This window comes from Methyloversatilis sp. (assembly GCF_965284615.1).
Taxonomy (GTDB): domain Bacteria; phylum Pseudomonadota; class Gammaproteobacteria; order Burkholderiales; family Rhodocyclaceae; genus Methyloversatilis.
Map to the genome: position 1 here is coordinate 4,306,780 of NZ_OZ260098.1, position 20,273 is coordinate 4,327,052.

Consider the following 20,273-nt stretch of genomic DNA (forward strand, 5'->3'; position numbering starts at 1 on the left):
ACCATGACATGGATCGCGGCAGACCGCGTTGCGTCATCCACAGCATCTGTGGACAAACTTGTTAGCGAAAGATGTATAGACGCCGCAATCGCGCGCGGGAGGCCGGTGTCAACGGTGTTGCCTATTTATTGGGCAGCGGTGACGAAATAGTTTTCGCGCGATGTCGCGCTACGTCGTGCGGGCGGACCGGCGGGCGACGCCTTGCTTCCGGCACGTCCTCTAATCAGGGCCGCGCGCACCGAGCAGTTCGTCGTGGTTCTCGGCCACCATTTCCTCGTAGCCGGTGAGCGGGTCGATCTCGCGGCGGATTTCCCAACCGCTGGCGATGCCGAGCACCAGTTCCATCGTCGTGCGCACGATGCTGCCGGCAAGCAGATGACCGCCGGTCACCTGTCCGTGCGCGTCGGCCACCGACAGGTGCAGATGTACGCCGTGCGCGCTGAGGGTGCCGGACAGCGTGAGCAGTTCGCTTTCGCCGTCGATCACCGTCGGCGTATCCCGCCCGGCCAGCCGCAGCATGGCCGGCGACAGGCTGCCGACCGCCGACAGCACGAAGGCGGCGCCGAGGTCCTGCCGCTTCGCCCATTGTTCAAGACTGCGCCGCAGGTCGTCGCCCGGGCGCAGGCGCTCGATGTGTACGGTCATCATTCCAGCGCTCCTCAGCCGAAGGGCCGCACGCCGATCAGCGCGCCGTGCAGCCAGAACGCGAACACGGTCCAGCCGGCAACCCCGGCCAGCACCACCTTCAGGTCGCCGGCCGCCGAGCCGGGCGGCACCGGCAAATGTGCCTCGCGCCGACGCAGCAGCGTGAAGGACAGCACCGCCCACACGAGGAAGCTGCCGAACATGAGCAGGTCGGCCAGCGTGCCATTGGCCAGCAGATGGGCGAAGGCCCAGATCTTCACCGACGCAGCCAGCGGCTGGCGCAGCCGGGCAGCGATGCGCGAACCCGGCAGCAGCGAAGCCGCCAGCAGCACGAACGAAGGCAGCATCAACAGCGCAGCGGCGTGGCGCGACCACACCGGCGGTATCCACAGCCACAGCGGCTCCGCCCGCGCTTCGCCATAGCCCCAGATCAGCAGCACCAGGCCAACGAGCGAAGCGCCCGAATGCAGCAGGCGCCAGCGCATCGCGCCGTGGCGCGCAATCACCTGCTCGCGCAGGCCGGGCGCCACCAGCCGCAATGAGTGCACACCGATCACCATCACCAGTCCCGCGATCAACCCGATCATGTCCGTCCTCCTCGACCAGACGCGAGGGTAACCGAAGCGCGCCTGCCGGATTTGTCCTACACGCGCCCACCGCGACGGATGACAGGCGCACACTCGGCCGCTGCCCATACTGGGTTCGTGTCATGCAGACGGAGATACCCATCATGACTGGTCGCTTGCTGCTGTCGGCACTGGCCGGCGCACTGACCGTGATCGCCCTGCTCGCCGCCTATGAACTGGGGCGCACCGGACGTATCGACGCGTCACCGTCGGGTGCCGCCGTCGCGCTGTCGTCGCTGGACGGCCGCGAAGTGTTCGACACCGAGGGCGCGACCGTGGGCGTGGTGGAACAGACCATCTCGGCCCGCCACGGCGAACGCTCCGCCCGTTACGCCATGGTGCGCATCTCGCGCGGCAGTGACGCGGGTCTGCGTCTGGCGGTACCGGATTACCGGCTGCAGCCGGTCGAGGACGGACTGATGCTGACGCTGGACGTCGATGAAGAGGGCGACTTCCAGCCGACGGTTGCGCAGCTGCGCAACCGCACCTGAATCCCACACTGAACGACAGGAGACGACGATGAACAGACTGATCACCCTGATGCTGATGTGCGCTGGCCTCGCGCTGGCAGGCTGCAACACGATCGCAGGCGCCGGCAAGGACATCGAATCCGGCGGCGAGAAGGTCCAGGACACCGCCCGCGACGTCCAGCAAAAGATGTAGTCCTGCTGTTGATGCTGTTGAAGTAGCTGCTCCGTTTCACTCCTCCTTGCGCTCGCCCGGTCCGCTCGCGGAACCGGGCGTTTTTTTTGACGCGCGGTCAGCGGAGCGGACGGGTGGCGGTCGGTGCGACGCCGGACTCCTGGTACTCGACGTCGCCGTCCTTCGCCCACACCCAGTGCGGCTCGCCGGCCGGCGCTTCGTAAATGGCACCCGCCGGCACCGCCACCACGGCGGTCTCGTTGACGCGCTCACCGAAGCCGACGTACAGCGTACCGCTCAGCACTGTCGTGTAGCGGGTGTCCGGATGGGTATGCGGCGGAAAGCGACCGCCCGCCGCCAGGCGCACGCGCAGCAGGTAGGGGCCGGTGCCGTGTTCCGAACCGACCAGCCAGGCGGCCTTCAGCGCCGGAACCGTCGGCGGGCTGAACCAGGTGGCCTGCTCCGGCCGCAGCGGTTGGGGCGGGGTCTGTGCCGCGACCGCGCCACTCAGCAGGGCAACGGTCAGCGCGATCATCGCTCCATGCATCGATGGCTCCTTACTGCTGCGCGCGATCGGTGCGCAGCGGCGTATGGACGTTGTGCCGCGCGCGCTCGTTCTCGGCCGCATCAAGTGCCGCGGCCGCCAGCCGGCGGCCATAGTCGATCAGCGGCGCAGCCAGATGGAATTCGTGAAACTGGCAGGTGTTCTTCGGCACGCTGATGACGACATCCGGCCAGAACACCGCGAGGTGCTGGCGGGTGATCGCGGCCTGCATCGTTTCCAGCGAACGCATGAGCACGTCGGACATCGCCAGACCGGTCTCGACCGGCTTGGCGTCGCCGTTGCCGCCCGGCAGATAGCCGCGCAGCCGCGCCAGCAGCCCGGGAGACACTTCGGCCGGCACCTTCTGCAGCGGCGGCGGCTCGACCGATTCGCCATTCAGGTTGACCACGACGGTGAGATCGGTCAGCGTGCGCTGGGTCGGCGCCACCGGCACCGGATTGAGCAGGCCGCCATCGACCAGCGTGCGGCCGCGGTAGGCGTGCGGCGTGAAGATGGACGGCACGGCGAACGAGGCACGCATCGCTTCGAACAGCGGGCCGTCGGTGAACCACACTTCACGCCCGCGTTCGATGTTGACCGCCACCGCGGTGTAGTCCAGCGGCAGGGTTTCGATGTCGCAGTCGCCGATCAGCTCGCGCAGCCTTGTCATCAGCACCGTGCCACGGATCAGGCCGCCGCCGGAGAAGGTCCAGTCGAGCAGGCGGAACACGTCGGACTGGGCAAGGCCGGTCACCCACTGTTCGTAGGCGTCCAGCCCGCCGGCGGCATGGACGCCACCGACCACCGCGCCCATCGACGAACCGGAAATGGCGCGGATGTCGTAGCCACGGGCCAGCAGTTCGCGGATGACGCCGATGTGCGCGAGGCCGCGGGCGCCACCGGAACCGAGCACGAGGGATACGGTTTTCTTCAGTTCGCTCATCGGCCGCAGTGTAGCGCCGCGCGGCTCACCGGCTACGCGGACTTGCCGGCGATATCGAGGCAGGTCAGATGCAGCCGCAGGTCGAACTCGTACTGGTGGTAGCGCGGCTCCATGTGCTCGCACAATGCGTAGAAGCTCTTGTCGTGCTCGCGCACCTTGAGGTGGGCCAGTTCATGCACGACGATCATCTTCAGGAATTCCGGCGCGCAGTCGCGGAACAGCGTGGCGACGCGGATTTCGCGCTTGCTCTTGAGCTTCGCACCCTGCACCCGCGAAATCGTGGTCTGCGTGCCGAGCGCCTTCGCCACCAGTCCGAGGCCGCTGTCGTAAGCGACCTTGGCGACCGGCGGCGCGGTGCGCAGGTGGCGGTTCTTCAGTTCGAGCACGTAGTCGTACAGCGCGGAGTCACTGCGTACGTCGTGACGCTCCGGGTAGCGCACGCGCAGGGTTTCGGCCAGCCGGTCCTGCTCGATCAGCGTACGCACCTGGTCCTGGATGTGAGCCGGATAGGCCGACAGGTACTTCAATGTCGTCATCAGGCGACCTGGTTGGCCGCGGTGCGCGGGCGCTCGGCCGCCAGCACGCGCTCGGCGTCGAGCGACGAGATGGCGATGCGGGTGTCGGCCGGTATCGCACCGGCCAGCTGCAGCGCCATGTAACGGCCGCAGCACACGCGCAGGAAGGAGGTGAAGTTGGCCGGCAGCAGGTGGGCGCCGTCGCCACCGCCCGCCTCGGCCAGTTCGTCGTACAGCTTGGAGATCAGGCGCGGCAGCGTCAGGCCGTCGCGTGCGCCGATCTCTTCGAGTACGTCCCAGAACTGGTTCTCCAGCCGGATGCTGGTGGCGACGCCACGCAGCCGCAGCGAACGGCTGCGCATCACATAAAGTTCGGGGTCGGCGCGGATGAAGATCTGGCACATGGGTGACACCTCCTGCGCCTATTGTAGACAGCGCGGGGCGCGCCGGCGCCCCGCGTCGCACGCTTACTCGATGCGCGTGCCGAGCACCGCGAGGAACTGTGAAATCCACGCCGGGTGCGCCGGCCAGGCGGGTGCGGTGACGAGGTTGCGATCAGTCACCGCACCATCGACAGCGATGTCGGCGTAGCGGCCACCCGCCAGTTCGACCTCGGCGCGGCAGGCCGGGTAAGCCGAACACAGGCGGCCCTCGAGTACCTTGGCGCCGGCCAGCAGCTGGGCGCCGTGGCAGATCGCGGCGATCGGTTTGTCGGCCAGTGCGAAGTGACGGACGATGGCCAGCACCTTGTCGTCCATGCGCAGGTATTCAGGCGCACGGCCACCCGGGATGACCAGCGCGTCGTAGTCCTCGGCCTTCACCGTATCGAACGTGGCGTTCAGCGTGAAGTTGTGGCCGCGCTTCTCGGAATAGGTCTGCTGACCTTCGAAATCGTGAATGGCGGTGGCGATCTGGTCGCCCGCCTTCTTGTCAGGGCACACCGCATGCACGGTGTGACCCACGGCCAGCAGTGCCTGGAAGGGCACCATGATTTCGTAGTCCTCGACGAAATCGCCGGCCAGCAACAGGATTTTCTTCGCCTTCATGTCCGTCCTCCTCGCGTGAAGCGCGCAACGCGCGCAGGTCGCTAACGTGCTACGGACGGCAGGGCACGGGGTGGTATTCCGTTAACACATGAGAGGCGGCGGGCAATGTCTGATCGCCGGCCGTGTCGGGGTCAGAAGACCCCTCCCACAGAAACCCGGCTCTGGCTCCGGGCAGGGATTGCGCGCGCTCCCCTGTGGGAGCGGCCTTGGCCGCGACGCGGCTGCAGCACTCCCAGGGCTTCGATTCAGGCTGCTGTCGGGGTCAGAGGACCCCTCCCCCAGAGCCCCAGGCCGGGGCTCCGGCGGCGCCTCAGTCCTTGAACGCCTCGACCGGGATGTTGATCACCACCGTGTCGCCGATGCCCGGCAGGTACTTGGTCATGCCGAATTCCGAACGCTTCAGGGTGGTCGAGATGTCGGCACCGCACAGCGCCTTCTTGTTGATCGGATGGGTGCCGCAGGCGAAGCCCTTGACGTCCAGGCGCACCGGCCGGGTCACGCCGAGCAGCGTGAAATCGCCCTCTGCACCGACCAGCTTGTCGCCTTCGTACATCAGCTTCGTCAACTTGAAAGTCATGTTCGGAAACTTCTCGACGTTGAAGAAATCCTCGCCGCGCATGTGCTTGTCCCAGGCTTCGAGGCCCATGTTGACCGAAGCGCTGTCGATCGTGACCTCGATGCTGCCGCTCTTCTGCGCCGGCACCAGCATGATCTTGCCGGTCACGTTGTTGAAACGGCCGCGCTGCGTCGAGAAGCCGAGGTGGTTCACCTCGAACACCGGAAAGGTGTGGCGGCTGTCGATGGTGAAGCTATCGGCGGCCATCGCGCCGGCGGTCATGGACAGGCCGGCGAATGCGCCGAACAGGGCAACAGCAATCTTCTTCATGCAGGAACTCCTTCTTATTGATGTACGGGCGCGCAGCAGTCGGGCGCGTCCGGGGGATTACTTGCCGGCGACAGCGAGCCGGAAGCGGATCTGCACCTCATCGGCGACCACCGAGGTGTCACCCCAGGCGCCGGTGCCGACGCCGTAGTCAAGGCGCTTGAGCGGGAAACTGCCCTCGAGCACCGCACCGGCACCCTCCGGTTTCAGCGTGAAGGGCGCGGCCACCTCTCGCGTCTTGCCCTTGATACTCATCTGGCCGCGCACTTCGAACCTGTTGTTGCCCAGCGGCTTGACCGAGGTGGACACGAAGCGTGCCGTCGGAAACTGCTTCACGTCGAACCAGTTCTTGCCCTTCACCTCGTCGTTGGCTTCCGGGCCACCGGCATCAATGGACGCCAGTTCGATGTCCAGCGTGGCCTTCCCGGCCTCGGGTTTGGTCGGATCGAAATCAAGCGTGGCGGCAAACTTGCGGAAGGTGCCGTTGACCGACACCCCCATCTGCTGCGACACGAAGGCCAGCGAACTTTTCTCGGGCAGCACACGGCTGTAGGTGCCGGCCGCCAGCGCCGGCAAGGCCAGCGCCAGACCCGCAGCGATCACGGTCAACCGGCACACGGCCGTGAAATTCGGGAAGGTCATGAGCTCTCCATATAAGTCGCACACCGTTGTTGATGCGCGATGACGGGAAAAATTCCGCGGCGGAAGTCAGCCCTCGCGTGCGGCAAGCCGGCTTTCAAGATCGGCAACGCGCGCTTCCAGCGCCTCGAGCTGGGCGCGGGTGCGGGCCAGCACCTCTTTTTGCACGTCGAATTCCTCGCGCGTAACCAGATCAAGGCGGGAAAACATCGCGCTGGCCATCGCCTTGGCGTTCTTTTCCAGATCGCGGGCCGGGCTGGCGGCGATCAGTTCGGAAAAACGGCTGGACAGCTCTTCGAGCATCTTGGGATTGAGCATGGCGACCTCCTGCAGTTAGGGATTCAACGCAGCGCCCCGGCGGGACGCCGACGCGACGTGCGCTCGCCGCGCATTGTGCCGGCAAGCAGCAGCCGGCGCGACCATCGCGGCGGCGTCATTCATGACATCGCGGTGCATTTCCGGGCATGCGGGCACCGAATTCGCGCACGGAATGTAAGGCCATGTATTCACGCACCGACTTGGTGCGAGTCGGATTTGGCGCGCGTGAACTGGGGCAAGGCCGTTGCATGGATCACGGCGCCGCTGTGGGACACGATCACAAATCATTGAAATAATTGATGTTTGCTTGCTGGCACGGTCCGTGCAATGGAGGCTGAGCAGTTTTCCCTAACATCAAGGAGTGAACACTCATGCAAAAGACTCTGATCGCCGCCGCCCTCGCCAGCGCGCTGGCCGTAGCCGCCTTCTCCGTCCATGCCGAAGAGCCGGCCAGCCCGCACACCTTCACCGGCAACGTCGGTCTGTTCAGCCAGTACGTGTTCCGCGGCATCAGCCAGACCAATGAAGACATCGCACTGCAGGGCGGCTTCGACTACTCGCATGCCAGCGGCTTTTACATCGGTACCTGGGCTTCGAACATTTCGTGGCTCAAGGATGCACCGGCGGGTGTGGATCCGGCCTACTCCAGCTCCAGCATGGAAATCGACGTCTACGGTGGCTACAAGTTCGCAGTGACCGAAGACATCGGCATGGACGTCGGTATCCTGCAGTACATCTATCCGGGCGATCGCAACCCCGGCATAACCAAGGCCGACACGACCGAAGTCTATGTTGCGGCCAGCTGGAAGTTCCTGTCGGCCAAGTACTCGTACAGCCTCGGCGACACCTTCGGCGTGAACAACGCGGACGGCACGTGGTATCTGGACCTGCAGGCCAACTACCCGATCACCGACGCGCTGACGCTTAACCTGCACTACGGCATCCAGGAATTCGATGGCTCGAACGCTGGCGTCAAGAACGACTCCTTCGCCTCGTACGAAGACTGGAAGATCGGCCTGTCCTACGCGCTGCCGCAGAGCTTCACCGTCGGCGCCTTCTATACCGACACCAGCATGAACAGCACGGAAAAGGCCTTCTACACCAATCTGAAGGGCAAGTACCTCGGCGACGACCAGTACGTCGTATTCGTTTCCAAGACCTTCTGATTCACACAAACGCTTCGCGGCATCTGCCAGGGGAATGTCATGAAACTAGTCACTGCCATCATCAAGCCGTTCAAGCTTGACGAAGTGCGTGAGGCGCTGTCCGCCATCGGCGTGCAGGGCATCACCGTCACCGAGGTCAAGGGTTTCGGTCGTCAGAAAGGCCACACCGAGCTGTATCGCGGTGCCGAGTACGTCGTCGATTTCCTGCCGAAGGTGAAGATCGAAGCGGCGATCAGCGACGAGCTGGTCGATAGCGTCGTCGAAGCCATCGAAAAATCCGCCAGCACCGGCAAAATCGGCGACGGCAAGATTTTCGTATTCGATCTCGAACAAGTCGTCCGCATCCGCACCGGTGAAACCGGCGTCGATGCGCTTTAAGGGAGAACGGGAGATGAAGCGCTTTTTGAGCATCCTGTGCGCAACGCTGGCCATCGGCCTGGCAGCGCCTGTCATGGCAGAAGACCCCCCGGCAGCGCCAGCGGCAGTGGTTGACGCCGCCGCCCCCGCGGCTGAGCCAGCTGCCGCCCCCGAGGCCGCCCCGGCCGCGGCGGAAGCGGCCCCGGCTGAAGCGGCGCCTGCGCCCACGATCAACAAGGGCGATACCACCTGGATGATGCTGGCCAGCATCCTCGTCATCATGATGGCGGTTCCGGGTCTGGCGCTGTTCTACGGCGGCCTGGTGCGTTCGAAGAACATGCTGTCCATCCTGATGCAGGTGATGACCGTGTTCTCGCTGATCGTCGTGCTGTGGTTCGTTTATGGCTATTCGCTGGCCTTCACTGCCGGCAACCCGTTCATCGGTACGCTGGACAAGCTCTTCCTGAAGGGCGTGACGACCGAATCGCTGGGCGCGACCTTCAGCAAGGGTGTGTACATCCCGGAACTGATCTTCGCCGCCTTCCAGTCGACCTTCGCCGGCATCACCGCTGCGCTGATCATCGGCGCCTTCGCCGAGCGTGTGAAGTTCTCGGCCGTGCTGCTGTTCTCGGTGCTCTGGTTCACGTTCAGCTACATCCCGGTCGCTCACATGGTGTGGTACTGGGACGGCCCCGACGCGATCACCTCGGCTGAGACGCTGGCGACCGTCACCGGCAACGCGGGCTTCCTGTGGGCCAAGGGCGCTCTGGACTTCGCCGGCGGCACGGTGGTGCACATCAACGCCGGTGTGGCCGGTCTGGTCGGTGCCTACATGGTCGGCAAGCGCGTGGGCTACGGAAAGGAATCGATGGCTCCGCACTCGCTGGTGATGACCATGGTCGGCGCCTCGCTGCTGTGGGTGGGCTGGTTCGGCTTCAACGCCGGTTCCAACCTGGAAGCCAACGGCACCGCCGTGCTGGCGTTCGCGACGACGCTGGTCGCCACCGCTGCCGCGACCGTGTCGTGGCTGATGGGCGAGTGGATCCTCAAGGGCAAGCCGTCGATGCTGGGTGCAGCATCGGGTGCGGTGGCCGGTCTGGTTGCCATCACCCCGGCCTGCGGCTTTGTCGGCCCGATGGGTGCCCTGGTGATCGGCCTGCTGTCCGGCGTGGTCTGCCTGTGGGGTGTGAATGGCCTGAAGCACATGCTCGGCGCTGACGACGCGCTCGACGTGTTCGGCGTGCATGGCGTGGGCGGCATCCTCGGCGCCATCCTGACCGGCGTATTCGCTTCGCCCTCGCTCGGCGGCACCGGTGTCTATGACTACGTCGCCAACGGCGTGGCCGAAGGCTACGACATCATGGGTCAGGTGATCACCCAGGCCACCGCAGTCGGCGTGACCATCCTCTGGACCGCCATCGTCTCCTTCATCGCCTTCAAGCTGGTCAACATCTTCATCGGCCTGCGTGTGCCGGAAGACGAAGAGCGCGAAGGTCTGGACGTGACCGCGCACGGCGAAACCGCCTACCGCCTCTGATACGAACACTCCTCTAGCAATGGTTCGGGCGCCTTCGGGCGCCCGTTTTTTTTGTGCGTGCGCCTTGTCTCCGAATCCCCGGCCGGCGCGTGCTGTCGGTCGCCAGCCAGGCATACGCGTTGATCGATCTCGTACCCGACCCGCGGTTGCGGGTTAGCATCATGACCCCTGCCGCCATCGGCGCCGCGGGGACGGCAACGAGGGCGCCCGCCGTGGCGCCCCGGATTGAACGAGGACACCGCACGTGAACACCTTTGCCCTGCGCAGCATGGCTGCGCTGATCGCCCTGGGCGCGAGCACCTTCGCCGCTGCGCAGGAGGACAGCTTCCCCGCGGAGGAACGCGCACGGCTGCGCGACCAGGCCGCTGCGCTGAAACAGCAGGCACGCACGCAACAGGAAGCCGCCCGCATCGCGCGCGACGAGGGCTATGCGGCCTGCTGGCAGCGCACGCTGGTGTCGTCCTGCATCGAGGACACCGACGAAGCCTATCGCCGCAGCCTCGGAGAGGCCCGCAAGCTGGAGATCCAGGCCAGCGACATCGAACGCGACATGCGTACCCGCGCCGCCGAAGTGCGCCGCGCAGAAAAGCAGCGCGCGGCCGAAGCGCGCCGGGACAAGTCGATCGAAATGAGCGTCAAAACGCGCGAACAGGAGGCGCAGCGGGCACAGGATGCGGCCGCTCGCGCCGACAAGGACGCCGAAATGGCGGCCCAGGCCGAGGCGCGCGAACGCGCTCAGGCAGAGCGCGACGCCGCGCAGGCGGCCAAACGCAAGCGCGAGGACGCGCGCGCCGCCGAGCGCGCCGCCGAACAGCGGCGCAAGGCGGCGAAGATCGACGAGCGCGTGCAGAAGCGCGAGGAGGAACGTGCCAGGCGCGAAGCCGAAGCGGCGGCGAAGGAAACCGCCACGGAAGGCGGCGCCAAGCCCTGATCAGTTCGACGTATGGTGACCGCCGGGCGCTGCGTGATGCGTACCGGACGCAGCATGGTGATGCAGCGCGGCGTGATCCGGTTCGTGCGGCAGCCGATGACCGACCCACTGCGGCAACAGCGAACCGACCACCATGCCGACCATGCTGACGGCCAGGCCGATCAGCTGCGGCGGTACCAGGCTCGCTTCACCGACCAGAATCTCGATCAGCAGCCATGACATCAACCCGCCGATGATGGCCGCCAGCGCGCCCTGGGTCGTCGCGCGCTTCCAGAAGGCACCGAAGAACAGCGGCACGAAGGCGCCGGCCAGCGTCACCTTGTAGGCGTTCTCGACCATGCCGAAGATGCTGGTTTCCGAATTGAGCGCGACCAGCAGCACGACGCTGGCGAAACCGACGATGGCGCCGCGCATCACGAACAGCAGCTGACGGTCGCTCATGCGCGGGTAGAAGCCCTTCACGATGTTCTCGGCGAAGGTGACCGAGGGCGCCAGCAGCGTCGCCGACGAGCAGCTCATGATGGCCGACAGCACAGCGCCGAAGAACAGGATCTGCGCGATCAGCGGCGTGTGCTGCATCACCAGCGTCGGCAGCACGCGCTGCGAATCCTCCTCGATCAGCGCGCCGAAGGTGGCCGGGTCGATCAGCGTCGCCGAGTAGGCGATGAACATCGGCACGAAGCAGAAGCAGAAGTAGATCGAGGCGCCGAGCACCGAGCCGCCAACAGCCACCTTGGCACTCTTCGCCGAGGTGACGCGCTGGAACACATCCTGCTGCGGAATCGAACCCAGCATCATGGTGAGCCAGGCACCGATGAAGGTGATCCACAGCCAGGGGTCGGCGGGCGGGAAGAAATCCAGCTTGCCGGCCGCCGACGCGTGCTCGATCACCGGCGCCACGCCGCCGGTCAGGCCGCTGATGATGTACGCGATGTAGAGCAGGCCGCCCATCGACACCGCCATCTGCACGAAGTCGAGGATGGCCACCGAGAACATGCCGCCGAAGGTGGTGTAGGTGAGCACGATGACCGCGCCCAGCACCATGCCCGCCTCCTGGCTCACGGCGCCGTTGGTCACCATGAAGAAGATGAGGCCCATGGCCTTGATCTGCGCCGCCACCCAGCCGAGGTAGGACACGACGATGCACATCGAGGTGATCGCCTCCACCGTGCGGTTGTAGCGCATGCGGTAGTAGTCACCGACGGTCAGGATGTTGAGCTTGTACAGCTTCGAGGCGAAGAAGAAGCCGGCGATGATGAGGCACATCGACGAACCGAAGGGGTCGGCCACCACGCCGCCCAGGCCTTCGGTGACGAACTGCGCCGACACGCCGAACACCGCCTCGGCGCCGAACCAGGTGGCGAACACGGTGGCGGTGACGACCGGCAGCGGCAGGCTGCGCCCGGCGACCGCGAAGTCCTTCGCGTTATGAACGTTCTTCGACGCGTACAGGCCGATGCCGACCGACACCATCAGATAGAGCACTACGAACCAGATCAGCATGAACGCCCCGGCGGAACATTGCGCGGCGCGGCACGACGCCGCGCGAGCGCAATGATAGCGGCGCGCAAACGCTGATGGGCAAAGGAAAGCGGCTGTTTTTCGATCAGGCCGAAAGTGGATAGGGCGAGGCGGCCGGCAGCGCCGTATCGGCCACCATTTCGAGCACCACGCGCCCCTCGACCCGCAGGCCGGACAGATGGATGTGCAGATGGGTGACCAGCGCGTTCTGCAGCGATTCGTCGACGCCGAAGCCGCAGTCGCGCGACGACAGCGCGACGCGCGGCTGCGTCGCCTCGACCTTCCAGCCAAAGGCGCCGGCGAGGCCGCCGCTGCAGGCCTCGATGACGATGCTGCCGGCTTCGGCCAGCGCGTCCTGTTCGAGTTCTGACAGTTCGTCGGCCACGTCGGCGAGGCCGAGCATGCGGCGCACGATGAGCAGCGCGCCCTCCTCCGGCAGCGCCAGCAGCGCTTCGGCCGCCTGGCCATCGGCGGTGCGCATGCGCTGCGCGACCACGCACAGGCGACCGCCGCTGAATTCGTCGAGCGCGCACAGGCTGCGCTGCAGCGACTCGCGGTCGGCCAGCGCGACATGCGAAACCGACATGCCGACGCGTTCGGACACGATCTGCGAAAAGGTCATCGCCGCGCCGCGCACCGAACGGGTCATCGACCCGGCCAGCGCGCCAAGGCGTGTGGGGTGCGCCGGCGTCATCGCGCGTCCTCCGGGTGGGACGCCGTGCAGCCGTGATGCGTATCTACCGTGGTCGTTTTCATCGTTGTGATCTCGCGGCATGAAGGATCACTAACGACGGTGCGGGCGCTGACTTGAGGGCGCCGCTTCGGGTGTTCTTCCCGACCGTTGCAGACGTGCTGCCGATGAGTCCTACAGACCGGCAGCGATACGCCAGATTTCAAGACCAATCAGCACGGCGACCAGCGCGCTCAGTATGCGCAGCCAGCGCAGCTGGCGACGGCTGCGGCGCTCGATGATGATGGGGTCGTGCAAGGCGTCGTGGGCGGCGGCCTGACTCAGCACGCGATGCGCCAGGCGCGGCAGTTCGGGCATCGTCAGCGCCCAGCCCGGTGCCTCCTCGACCAGCTTGCGGCGCAGCGCGCGCCAGCCCATCTGCTCGCTCATCCAGCGTTCGAGGAAGGGCTTGGCCGTCTTCCACAGGTCCAGTTCCGGATCGAGCTGGCGGCCCAGGCCTTCAATGTTGAGCAGGGTTTTCTGCAGCATCACCAGCTGCGGCTGGATTTCGACATTGAAGCGGCGCGACACCTGGAACAGGCGCAGCAGCGTGCGGCCGAACTCGATCTCCTTCAGCGGCTTGTCGAAGATGGGTTCGCAGACGGCGCGGATCGACGCCTCGAATTCGTCCACCCGGGTGCCGCGCGGCACCCAGCCGGCGTTGACGTGCGCCTGTGCGACGCGCTTGTAGTCGCGCTGGAAGAAGGCGAGGAAGTTCTGCGCCAGGTAATTCTTGTTGACGTCGGTCAGCGTGCCCATGATGCCGAAGTCGAGCGCGATGTACTGGCCATCGGGCGCGACGAAGATGTTGCCCGGGTGCATGTCGGCGTGAAAGAAGCCGTCGCGGAACACCTGGGTGAAGAAGATTTCGACGCCGGCGCGCGACAGCGCGGCCATGTCCACCCCCTGGGCGCGCAAGGCATCGACCTGCGAGATCGGCAGGCCGTACATGCGCTGCATCACCATCGCGCCGGGACCGCAGTAGTCCCAGTACACCTCGGGCACGGCGAGCAGCGGCGAATCGCGGAAATTGCGGCGCAGTTGCGAACAGTTCGACGCCTCGCGCATCAGATCCAGCTCGTCGCCGAGGTGCTTGGAAAACTCCGCCACCACCTCGCGAGCCTTCAGCCGGCGGCCTTCCGACCACACGCGTTCGAGCAGCGTGGCGGCGGTTTCCATCAGCGCGATGTCGTTGGCGATGACGTGCTCGATGCCCGGTCGCAGCACCTTGACCGCGACATCCTCACCGGTCGGCAGCACCGCAAAATGCACCTGGGCGACCGAGGCCGACGCCACCGGCTGTGTTTCGAAGCTGCGGAAAACCTGCGCCAGCGGCTTGCCGTAGAAGGCCTCCAGCCGGGCGATCGCCTGTTCCGACGGAAAGGGCGGCACGCGATCCTGCAGCTTGGCCAGCTCGTCCGCCAGATCGGGCGGCAGCAGGTCGCGCCGCGTCGACAGCATCTGGCCGAACTTGACGAAGATCGGGCCGAGCGCCTCCAGCGCCTGGCGCAGACGGACCGCGCGCGGCGCGTCGAAGCGGCGGCCGAGCCGGGTGACGCGCAGCAGACCGGCGAAACGCAGCTTGCTGCCGGCGTCGATCAGCATCTGGTCGAGCCCGAAACGCAGGCTGACGGTGACGATCTTGAGCAGTCGCAACCAGCGCATCGGTTCAGCCCTTCACCGCGGGCAGCGGATCGGCAGGGGTCGGACGGGCGGCGTGAAACGTCATGTTGCTAAATTCGGCAGCGGCGCGGGAGCGCGCACTGTACAAGAAGGCCTGCCGCCCCGGAAGCCGCGCGCGGCGGGCCTCCACGGGCTCGCGTTATACTTCGCGGTCTTCAAACGCTTCTGCGCTTCGCGCCCTCGTTCCATTCATGACCCCCGAACTGCGCCAGGAACTGACCCGTCTGCTGCATGCCTCGCTCGCCAGCGTGGCACCTGACCTCGCCGCGCCCGACATCATCCTCGATCGCCCGAAGCAGGCCGCGCATGGCGACCTCGCCTGCAACGTGGCGCTGCAGCTGGCCAAGGCGCTGAAGCAGAATCCGCGCGTGATTGCCGAACGCATCGTGCGCGAACTGCCGCCATCCACCGTGATCGAGCGTGCCGAGGTGGCGGGTGCGGGCTTCATCAACTTCTTCTTCAGCGCCGCGGTGAAGCAGGCCATCGTCGGCCGCATCCTCGCCGAACGCGAACGCTACGGGCGCTCGGACAGCGGCGCTGGCCGGAAGGTGCAGATCGAATTCGTGTCAGCCAACCCGACCGGCCCGCTGCACGTCGGCCACGGCCGGGGCGCGGCTTACGGCTCGGCGCTGTCCAATCTGCTGGAGGCCGCAGGCTACGCGGTGACGCGCGAGTTCTATGTGAACGACGCTGGCCGCCAGATGGACATCCTGGCCGTGTCAGTATGGCTGCGCTACCTCGAAACCCAGGGCACCGCCGTCAAGTTCCCGGCCGACGGCTACCGCGGCGACTATGTGCGCGACATCGGCTCCGAACTGTTCGTGCAGCAGGGCACCCGTCTGAACCGCCACACCGCCGACCTGCCCGATGCCTCGGAACCCGGGGACACCGCCGACGCCCAGCTCGACGCGCTGATCGCTGCCGCCAAGAAATCGCTCGGCGACGACTGGTGGACGGTGCACCGCTTCGCGCTCGACGCGATGCTGGCCGACCAGCGCAACGACCTCGGCGAATTCCGCGTGCACTACGACGTGTGGTACTCGGAACAGTCGCTGCACACCAACGGCGCGGTCGATCGCGCGGTCAAGCGGCTGCAGGACGCCGGCCACATCTACGAACAGGACGGCGCGCTGTGGTTCCGCTCCACCCATTTCGGTGACGAGAAGGACCGCGTGGTCCGCCGCGACAATGGCGCGTACACCTATTTCGCGTCCGACATCGCCTACCACGCCGAGAAGTTCGCCCGTGGCTTCGACCTGGTGATCGACGTGTGGGGTGCCGATCACCACGGATACATCCCGCGGGTGAAGGGTGCGCTGGCCGCACTGGGCGAGAACCCGGACAAGCTGGAAATCGCGCTGGTGCAGTTCGCCGTGCTCTACCGCGGCGGCGAGAAAGCGGCCATGGGTAAGCGCTCGGGCGATTTCGTCACGCTGCGCGACCTGCGCACGGAAGTCGGCAACGACGCCGCCCGCTTCTTCTACGTGCTGCGCAAGAGCGACCAGCACCTCGATTTCGACCTCGATCTGGCCAAGTCGGAATCGAACGACAACCCGGTCTATTACATCCAGTACGCGCATGCGCGCATCTGCTCGGTCATCCGCGAGGCGGTCGCCAACCACGCGCTCGACGTGTCGCTGCTGCAGGGCGTGCCGGTGGACAGCCTGTCCGGCGAGAGGGAACTGCTGCTGGCACAGCGCCTGGCCGAATTCCCGGACGTGATCACGGCGGCGGTCGCCGACCGCGCCCCGCACTCGGTTGCCTTCTACCTGCGCGACGTGGCGTCGGACTTCCACGCCTTCTACAACGCCTCGCGCATGCTGGTTGACGATCTGGCCGTGCGCGAAGCCCGCCTTGCGCTGGCGGCGGCCACCCGGCAGGTCATCGCCAACGGCCTCGCCCTGCTCGGCGTGTCCGCCCCGGAAACGATGTAAATGGTCAAGGCCCCCGCGAAGAAATTATCTGCACGCAAGAGCCGCGGCGGCACCGTGGTCGGCATCTTCATCGGCCTGGTGCTCGGTGTGGTGCTGAGCGCAGGCGTCATGTGGTACATCAACGGCTCGTCGTTGCCGTTGCAGGTGCGCGGCAGCGCGCCGCCACCGGCGCAGCCGCCGACCGAGCCGGCCGCACTGCCGGGCAAGCCCGGCGACAAGGCCCCCGCGAAGCCACGCTTCGACTTCTACGAAACCCTGCCCGGCAACACGCCGGCACCGGCCACCGCGCCGGAGGCAAAGCCGGCGCCTGTCGCGGAGCAACCGGCAGCCGCACAGCCGCCGGCGTCGCTGCTGCTGCAGGCAGGCGCTTTCTCGTCGGAAGAAGAAGCGGACAACCTGCGCGCCCGTCTTGCGTTGATCGGTCTGGAATCTTCGGTGCAGAAAGGTACGGTGCCCGGCAAGGGCACGCTGTACCGGGTGCGCCTGGGGCCCTTCGCCAACGCGGAAGACATGCAGCGCGTACGCGCTGACCTTGCACAGAACGGAATCGACGCGTCGATTGTCCGATGACGTCGATTCAGAATAAGGAGACAGCATGAAATTCGGATTCAAAGCCCTTGCCGCGCTGGCCGTCGCCGGCTTCATGTCCATCGGCACGGCCACCGCCGCGCCGCTGACCGACAAGGACTACCGTGAAATCAAGCCGGCGCAGTCCACCGAGCCGGGCAACAAGGTCGAAGTGATCGAGTTCTTCTGGTACGGCTGCCCGCACTGCTTCGACCTCGAGCCGACGCTGAAGAAGTGGCTGGCCAAGCTGCCAGCCGACGTCACCTTCAAGCGCGTACCGGCGATCTTCCGCCAGTCCTGGGTGGCCGGCGCGCAGACCTACTACACGCTGGAAACCATGGGCGAACTGGATCGCATGCACGGCAAGGTGTTCGACGCCATCCACGTGGATCGCCAGGCCTTCAATGACATCGGCACCATCGCGACGTGGATGAGCAAGAACGGCATCGACGGCAAGAAGTTTGAAGACACCGCCAAGTCCTTCGCCGTGTCGGGCAAGGTGCAGCGCGCACAGCAGATGAGCGCCGCTTACCAGCTGACCGGCGTGCCGGCGCTGGTGGTCGATGGCAAGTACATCGCGCTGGGCAACAGCTTCGACGGCATGCTCGCCAACCTCGACGCGCTGATCGACCGCGCCCGCGCCGAGCGCGCCGCTGCCGGCAAGAAGTGAAGCCGGACGGTTCGACGATGACGACGGGTGCCCATGTGGCACCCGTTGTTTTTTTGACCGGCGCATCGACCGGCATCGGCGAGGCGCTGGCGCGCCATTACGCGGCACAAGGCGCCACACTCGGTCTGGTCGCGCGCCGCGCTGAGCTACTCGAAAAGGTGACGGCCAGCCTGCCGGGCCGGCACCTGCATTACGCCGCCGACGTGCGCGACACCGACGCGCTGCGCGCCGCGGCCGAGGATTTCATCGCCCGCGTCGGCGTGCCCGACATCGTGATCGGCAACGCCGGCGTATCGGTCGGCACGCTGACCGGCGAACAGGAAGACCTGCCCGCGTTCGAGGCGGTGTTCGACATCAACGTGCTGGGCCTGGTGCGCACCTTCGCGCCCTTCGTGAAACCGATGCAGGCGCGCAGCTCGGGCACGCTGGTGGGCGTCGCCTCGGTCGCCGGCATCCGCGGCCTGCCCGGCGCCGGCGCCTACAGCGCGTCGAAGGCGGCGGCGATCAGCTACCTGGAAAGTCTGCGCGTTGAACTGCGCGGCAGCGGCGTGCGGGTGAAGACGCTGTGCCCCGGCTACATCGACACGCCGATGACCGAGAAGAACCCCTACCCGATGCCCTTCATGCTCGAAGCGGCCGACGCCGCCGAACGCTTCGCCCGCTTCATCGACGGCCCGCGCAGCTATGCCGTCATCCCGTGGCAGATGGGCATCGTCGCCAAGTTGATGCGACTGCTGCCCAATCCGGTGTATGACGCGCTGGCGGCGAAGTCGGGGCGCAAGCCGCGCGGCACGCTGTAGGTCGTACGTGCCGGCGGTGCGCTCCGAACGAACTTGGCCACATGATCTGGCTATGTTAGCTTTGAACCCAACATGAAGCTCGGGGCCGTGTCATGCAGGTCAATATTCTTGAAGCAAAGAACCGCCTGTCGGAACTGATCAAATCAGCTCAGGCCGGCGAAGAGGTGGTGATTGCCAACCGCGGTCAGCCGGTAGTGAAGCTGGTGCCCGCGGAGGCGCCCACGGCCGCAACCGGGCAGTGCATCATGGCCTGGCTCGAAAGCAACCCGCTGCCGGAGCACGCGCGGCGCAGCCATGAACAGATCGAGTCGGCGCTGCGCGAGGAGCGCGCGGCGTGGGACTGATCTACCTCGATAGCTGTCTCGTCATCTACGCCTTCGAGACCGATCCGGTATTCGGCGCCCGCACACGCGCAGCGCTGGCCGCCTCGCCGACGCAACAGTTCGCCGTATCGCCCTTGGTGAAGTTCGAATGCCTCGTAGGTCCCATGCGCAGCGCAAATCTGGTGCTGCAACAGCATTACGAGGAAGGGCTCGGACAGTTTGTCCTGCTGCCCGCGACGGAAGAGGTCTTCCTGCGGGGTGCAGCTCTGCGCGCCCGTTTCGGCCTGAAAACGCCGGACGCACTGCACCTTGCCGCCGCCCAGATTCACGGCTGCGACGAACTCTGGACGAATGACGACAGGCTCGCAGCCGCGGCCGGCCGCCTCGCCCGCAACATATTCGCTTGAGCGGCACCGGTGCCGTGCGTCGCGCTCAATCAGCCCGTGATTGCGTCCACAGTGCGTGGAAGTGATGCACCGGCCCGCGCCCTGAACCGACGTTCAGCTCACCGGCGGCAGCCAGCGCGGCATTGAGATAGTCCTTCGCCCGGCGCACCGCGCTCACCACGTCTTGGGTCGGCAGCAGCGCTGCCGCAGCGGCAGCCAGCGTGCAACCGGTACCGTGATCGCGGGTGGTGTTGATGCGCTGCGCCGGCAGTTCGAGCGTGCCATCCGGACCGCCCAGCAGATCGGTACTGTGCGGCGCACGCAGATGTCCGCCCTTCAGCAGCACCCACTGCGGCCCGAGTGCGCACAGCGCGGTCAGCATGGCGCGCATGTCGTCCAGCGTCTGCGGCGGAGCACAATCGAGCAGCACCGCCGCTTCCGGCAGATTGGGCGTGATCAGCGTAGCCAGCGGCAGCAGCTCGTCGCGCAACGCAGCCACCGCGTCCGGCAGCAGCAGATGGTCGCCGCTCTTGGCCACCATGACCGGATCGACCACCACCGGGCAGCGCGCATGCCGCCGCAGCCGCTCAGCCACCACGCGGGCGATCGCCGCGTTGGCGATCATGCCCACCTTCACCGCATCGACCCGCACGTCGTCGAACACCGCGTCGATCTGTGCGCCGACAAAATCCGGCTCCAGCGCAACGAAACTGCGCACCCCGCAGGTGTTCTGCGCCACCACCGCTGTGATCGCACTCATGCCGTAGGCACCGAGCGCGGAAAAGGTCTTGAGGTCGGCCTGTATGCCGGCGCCGCCGGTCGGGTCGGTGCCGGCGATGGTGAGGATGTTGGAGATCATGGCGGTCC

General features: G+C 66.3%; 26 protein-coding genes. 12 read left to right on the forward strand and 14 right to left on the reverse strand.

Translation table 11 applies throughout. The features are described from left to right. Positions 1 to 219 precede the first annotated feature (219 nt). Entirely contained in the window at positions 220 to 648 is a 429-nt protein-coding gene (locus ACQ66H_RS20455; RefSeq protein ID WP_430435544.1) for a PPC domain-containing DNA-binding protein, read from the reverse strand. 11 nt (positions 649 to 659) lie between these two features. Continuing rightward, positions 660 to 1,232 (reverse strand): NnrU family protein, encoded by a 573-nt coding sequence (locus ACQ66H_RS20460; protein ID WP_430435545.1) that lies wholly within the window; start codon positions 1,230 to 1,232, stop codon positions 660 to 662. 143 nt (positions 1,233 to 1,375) lie between these two features. Here ACQ66H_RS20460 and ACQ66H_RS20465 point away from each other — a divergent pair, with 143 nt between their 5' ends. Beyond that, positions 1,376 to 1,762: a hypothetical protein gene (locus tag ACQ66H_RS20465; protein ID WP_430435546.1), complete on the forward strand. Its 387-nt coding sequence runs from the start codon at positions 1,376 to 1,378 to the stop codon at positions 1,760 to 1,762. Positions 1,763 to 1,790: 28 nt separating this feature from the next. After that, positions 1,791 to 1,934 carry an entericidin A/B family lipoprotein gene (locus ACQ66H_RS20470; protein ID WP_019916159.1) on the forward strand — a complete coding sequence of 48 codons (144 nt, stop codon included), beginning with the start codon at positions 1,791 to 1,793 and terminating at the stop codon, positions 1,932 to 1,934. Positions 1,935 to 2,031: 97 nt separating this feature from the next. On the opposite strand, the gene ACQ66H_RS20475 is transcribed toward ACQ66H_RS20470, so the two are convergent. The 8 genes from ACQ66H_RS20475 to ACQ66H_RS20510 all read right to left on the reverse strand — a co-directional run bounded on the left by ACQ66H_RS20475 (position 2,032) and on the right by ACQ66H_RS20510 (position 6,801). Continuing rightward, complete coding sequence (locus ACQ66H_RS20475) at positions 2,032 to 2,460, reverse strand: cupin domain-containing protein (RefSeq protein ID WP_430435547.1); 429 nt, start codon at positions 2,458 to 2,460, stop codon at positions 2,032 to 2,034. A gap of 10 nt (positions 2,461 to 2,470) precedes the next feature. Continuing rightward, positions 2,471 to 3,400 (reverse strand): patatin-like phospholipase family protein, encoded by a 930-nt coding sequence (locus ACQ66H_RS20480; protein ID WP_430435548.1) that lies wholly within the window; start codon positions 3,398 to 3,400, stop codon positions 2,471 to 2,473. 32 nt (positions 3,401 to 3,432) lie between these two features. Continuing rightward, positions 3,433 to 3,936: a YgjP-like metallopeptidase domain-containing protein gene (locus tag ACQ66H_RS20485; RefSeq protein WP_430435549.1), complete on the reverse strand. Its 504-nt coding sequence runs from the start codon at positions 3,934 to 3,936 to the stop codon at positions 3,433 to 3,435. Then, complete coding sequence (locus ACQ66H_RS20490; RefSeq protein ID WP_019916153.1) at positions 3,936 to 4,319, reverse strand: ribbon-helix-helix domain-containing protein; 384 nt, start codon at positions 4,317 to 4,319, stop codon at positions 3,936 to 3,938. Before ACQ66H_RS20490 ends, ACQ66H_RS20485 begins: the two co-directional genes overlap by 1 nt. 63 nt (positions 4,320 to 4,382) lie before the next feature. Then, on the reverse strand, positions 4,383 to 4,961 hold the full coding sequence (locus tag ACQ66H_RS20495) for a DJ-1/PfpI family protein (protein WP_430435550.1): 579 nt from the start codon (positions 4,959 to 4,961) through the stop codon (positions 4,383 to 4,385). 310 nt (positions 4,962 to 5,271) lie between these two features. After that, positions 5,272 to 5,847: a YceI family protein gene (locus ACQ66H_RS20500; protein WP_430435551.1), complete on the reverse strand. Its 576-nt coding sequence runs from the start codon at positions 5,845 to 5,847 to the stop codon at positions 5,272 to 5,274. Positions 5,848 to 5,904: 57 nt separating this feature from the next. Continuing rightward, the gene (locus tag ACQ66H_RS20505) at positions 5,905 to 6,486 is read right to left on the reverse strand and encodes a YceI family protein (RefSeq protein ID WP_430435552.1); all 582 of its coding nucleotides are present in this window, start codon (positions 6,484 to 6,486) and stop codon (positions 5,905 to 5,907) included. A 66-nt stretch (positions 6,487 to 6,552) separates the two neighbouring features. Then, positions 6,553 to 6,801 carry an accessory factor UbiK family protein gene (locus ACQ66H_RS20510; protein ID WP_341422887.1) on the reverse strand — a complete coding sequence of 83 codons (249 nt, stop codon included), beginning with the start codon at positions 6,799 to 6,801 and terminating at the stop codon, positions 6,553 to 6,555. 371 nt (positions 6,802 to 7,172) lie between these two features. Here ACQ66H_RS20510 and ACQ66H_RS20515 point away from each other — a divergent pair, with 371 nt between their 5' ends. The 4 genes from ACQ66H_RS20515 (at position 7,173) to ACQ66H_RS20530 (ending at position 10,792) form a co-directional block, all read left to right on the forward strand. Then, positions 7,173 to 7,967 (forward strand): TorF family putative porin, encoded by a 795-nt coding sequence (locus ACQ66H_RS20515; protein ID WP_430435553.1) that lies wholly within the window; start codon positions 7,173 to 7,175, stop codon positions 7,965 to 7,967. Positions 7,968 to 8,006: 39 nt separating this feature from the next. Next, positions 8,007 to 8,345 carry a P-II family nitrogen regulator gene (glnK, locus tag ACQ66H_RS20520; protein WP_018412627.1) on the forward strand — a complete coding sequence of 113 codons (339 nt, stop codon included), beginning with the start codon at positions 8,007 to 8,009 and terminating at the stop codon, positions 8,343 to 8,345. Positions 8,346 to 8,358: 13 nt separating this feature from the next. Next, on the forward strand, positions 8,359 to 9,861 hold the full coding sequence (locus tag ACQ66H_RS20525; protein ID WP_430435554.1) for an ammonium transporter: 1,503 nt from the start codon (positions 8,359 to 8,361) through the stop codon (positions 9,859 to 9,861). A 244-nt stretch (positions 9,862 to 10,105) separates the two neighbouring features. Next, positions 10,106 to 10,792 (forward strand): hypothetical protein, encoded by a 687-nt coding sequence (locus ACQ66H_RS20530; RefSeq protein WP_430435555.1) that lies wholly within the window; start codon positions 10,106 to 10,108, stop codon positions 10,790 to 10,792. Here the strand turns inward: ACQ66H_RS20530 and ACQ66H_RS20535 are convergent, their stop codons facing one another. The 3 genes from ACQ66H_RS20535 to ubiB all read right to left on the reverse strand — a co-directional run bounded on the left by ACQ66H_RS20535 (position 10,793) and on the right by ubiB (position 14,708). After that, positions 10,793 to 12,295 (reverse strand): sodium:solute symporter family protein, encoded by a 1,503-nt coding sequence (locus ACQ66H_RS20535; protein ID WP_430435556.1) that lies wholly within the window; start codon positions 12,293 to 12,295, stop codon positions 10,793 to 10,795. Between the two features lie 103 nt (positions 12,296 to 12,398). Continuing rightward, entirely contained in the window at positions 12,399 to 13,007 is a 609-nt protein-coding gene (locus ACQ66H_RS20540; protein WP_430435557.1) for a hypothetical protein, read from the reverse strand. 171 nt (positions 13,008 to 13,178) lie between these two features. Continuing rightward, entirely contained in the window at positions 13,179 to 14,708 is a 1,530-nt protein-coding gene (gene ubiB / locus ACQ66H_RS20545; RefSeq protein WP_430435558.1) for a ubiquinone biosynthesis regulatory protein kinase UbiB, read from the reverse strand. A 209-nt stretch (positions 14,709 to 14,917) separates the two neighbouring features. Between ubiB and argS the strand changes: the two genes are divergently transcribed. The 6 genes from argS to ACQ66H_RS20575 all read left to right on the forward strand — a co-directional run bounded on the left by argS (position 14,918) and on the right by ACQ66H_RS20575 (position 19,427). After that, positions 14,918 to 16,660, forward strand: a complete 1,743-nt coding sequence (argS, locus tag ACQ66H_RS20550; RefSeq protein WP_430435559.1) for an arginine--tRNA ligase — start codon at positions 14,918 to 14,920, stop codon at positions 16,658 to 16,660. Then, entirely contained in the window at positions 16,661 to 17,230 is a 570-nt protein-coding gene (locus tag ACQ66H_RS20555; protein WP_430435560.1) for an SPOR domain-containing protein, read from the forward strand. A 25-nt stretch (positions 17,231 to 17,255) separates the two neighbouring features. Further along, positions 17,256 to 17,897, forward strand: a complete 642-nt coding sequence (locus ACQ66H_RS20560) for a thiol:disulfide interchange protein DsbA/DsbL (protein ID WP_304005695.1) — start codon at positions 17,256 to 17,258, stop codon at positions 17,895 to 17,897. Between the two features lie 53 nt (positions 17,898 to 17,950). Beyond that, a complete protein-coding gene (locus ACQ66H_RS20565; RefSeq protein ID WP_430435561.1) occupies positions 17,951 to 18,697 on the forward strand; it encodes an SDR family oxidoreductase in 747 nt (248 codons plus the stop codon). 92 nt (positions 18,698 to 18,789) lie between these two features. Beyond that, positions 18,790 to 19,041 (forward strand): type II toxin-antitoxin system Phd/YefM family antitoxin, encoded by a 252-nt coding sequence (locus tag ACQ66H_RS20570; RefSeq protein WP_430435562.1) that lies wholly within the window; start codon positions 18,790 to 18,792, stop codon positions 19,039 to 19,041. After that, positions 19,032 to 19,427, forward strand: a complete 396-nt coding sequence (locus ACQ66H_RS20575) for a type II toxin-antitoxin system VapC family toxin (RefSeq protein WP_430435563.1) — start codon at positions 19,032 to 19,034, stop codon at positions 19,425 to 19,427. Before ACQ66H_RS20570 ends, ACQ66H_RS20575 begins: the two co-directional genes overlap by 10 nt. A gap of 25 nt (positions 19,428 to 19,452) precedes the next feature. On the opposite strand, the gene thiD is transcribed toward ACQ66H_RS20575, so the two are convergent. Then, positions 19,453 to 20,265 carry a bifunctional hydroxymethylpyrimidine kinase/phosphomethylpyrimidine kinase gene (thiD, locus tag ACQ66H_RS20580; protein ID WP_430435564.1) on the reverse strand — a complete coding sequence of 271 codons (813 nt, stop codon included), beginning with the start codon at positions 20,263 to 20,265 and terminating at the stop codon, positions 19,453 to 19,455. Between the last annotated feature and the right edge of the window lie 8 nt (positions 20,266 to 20,273).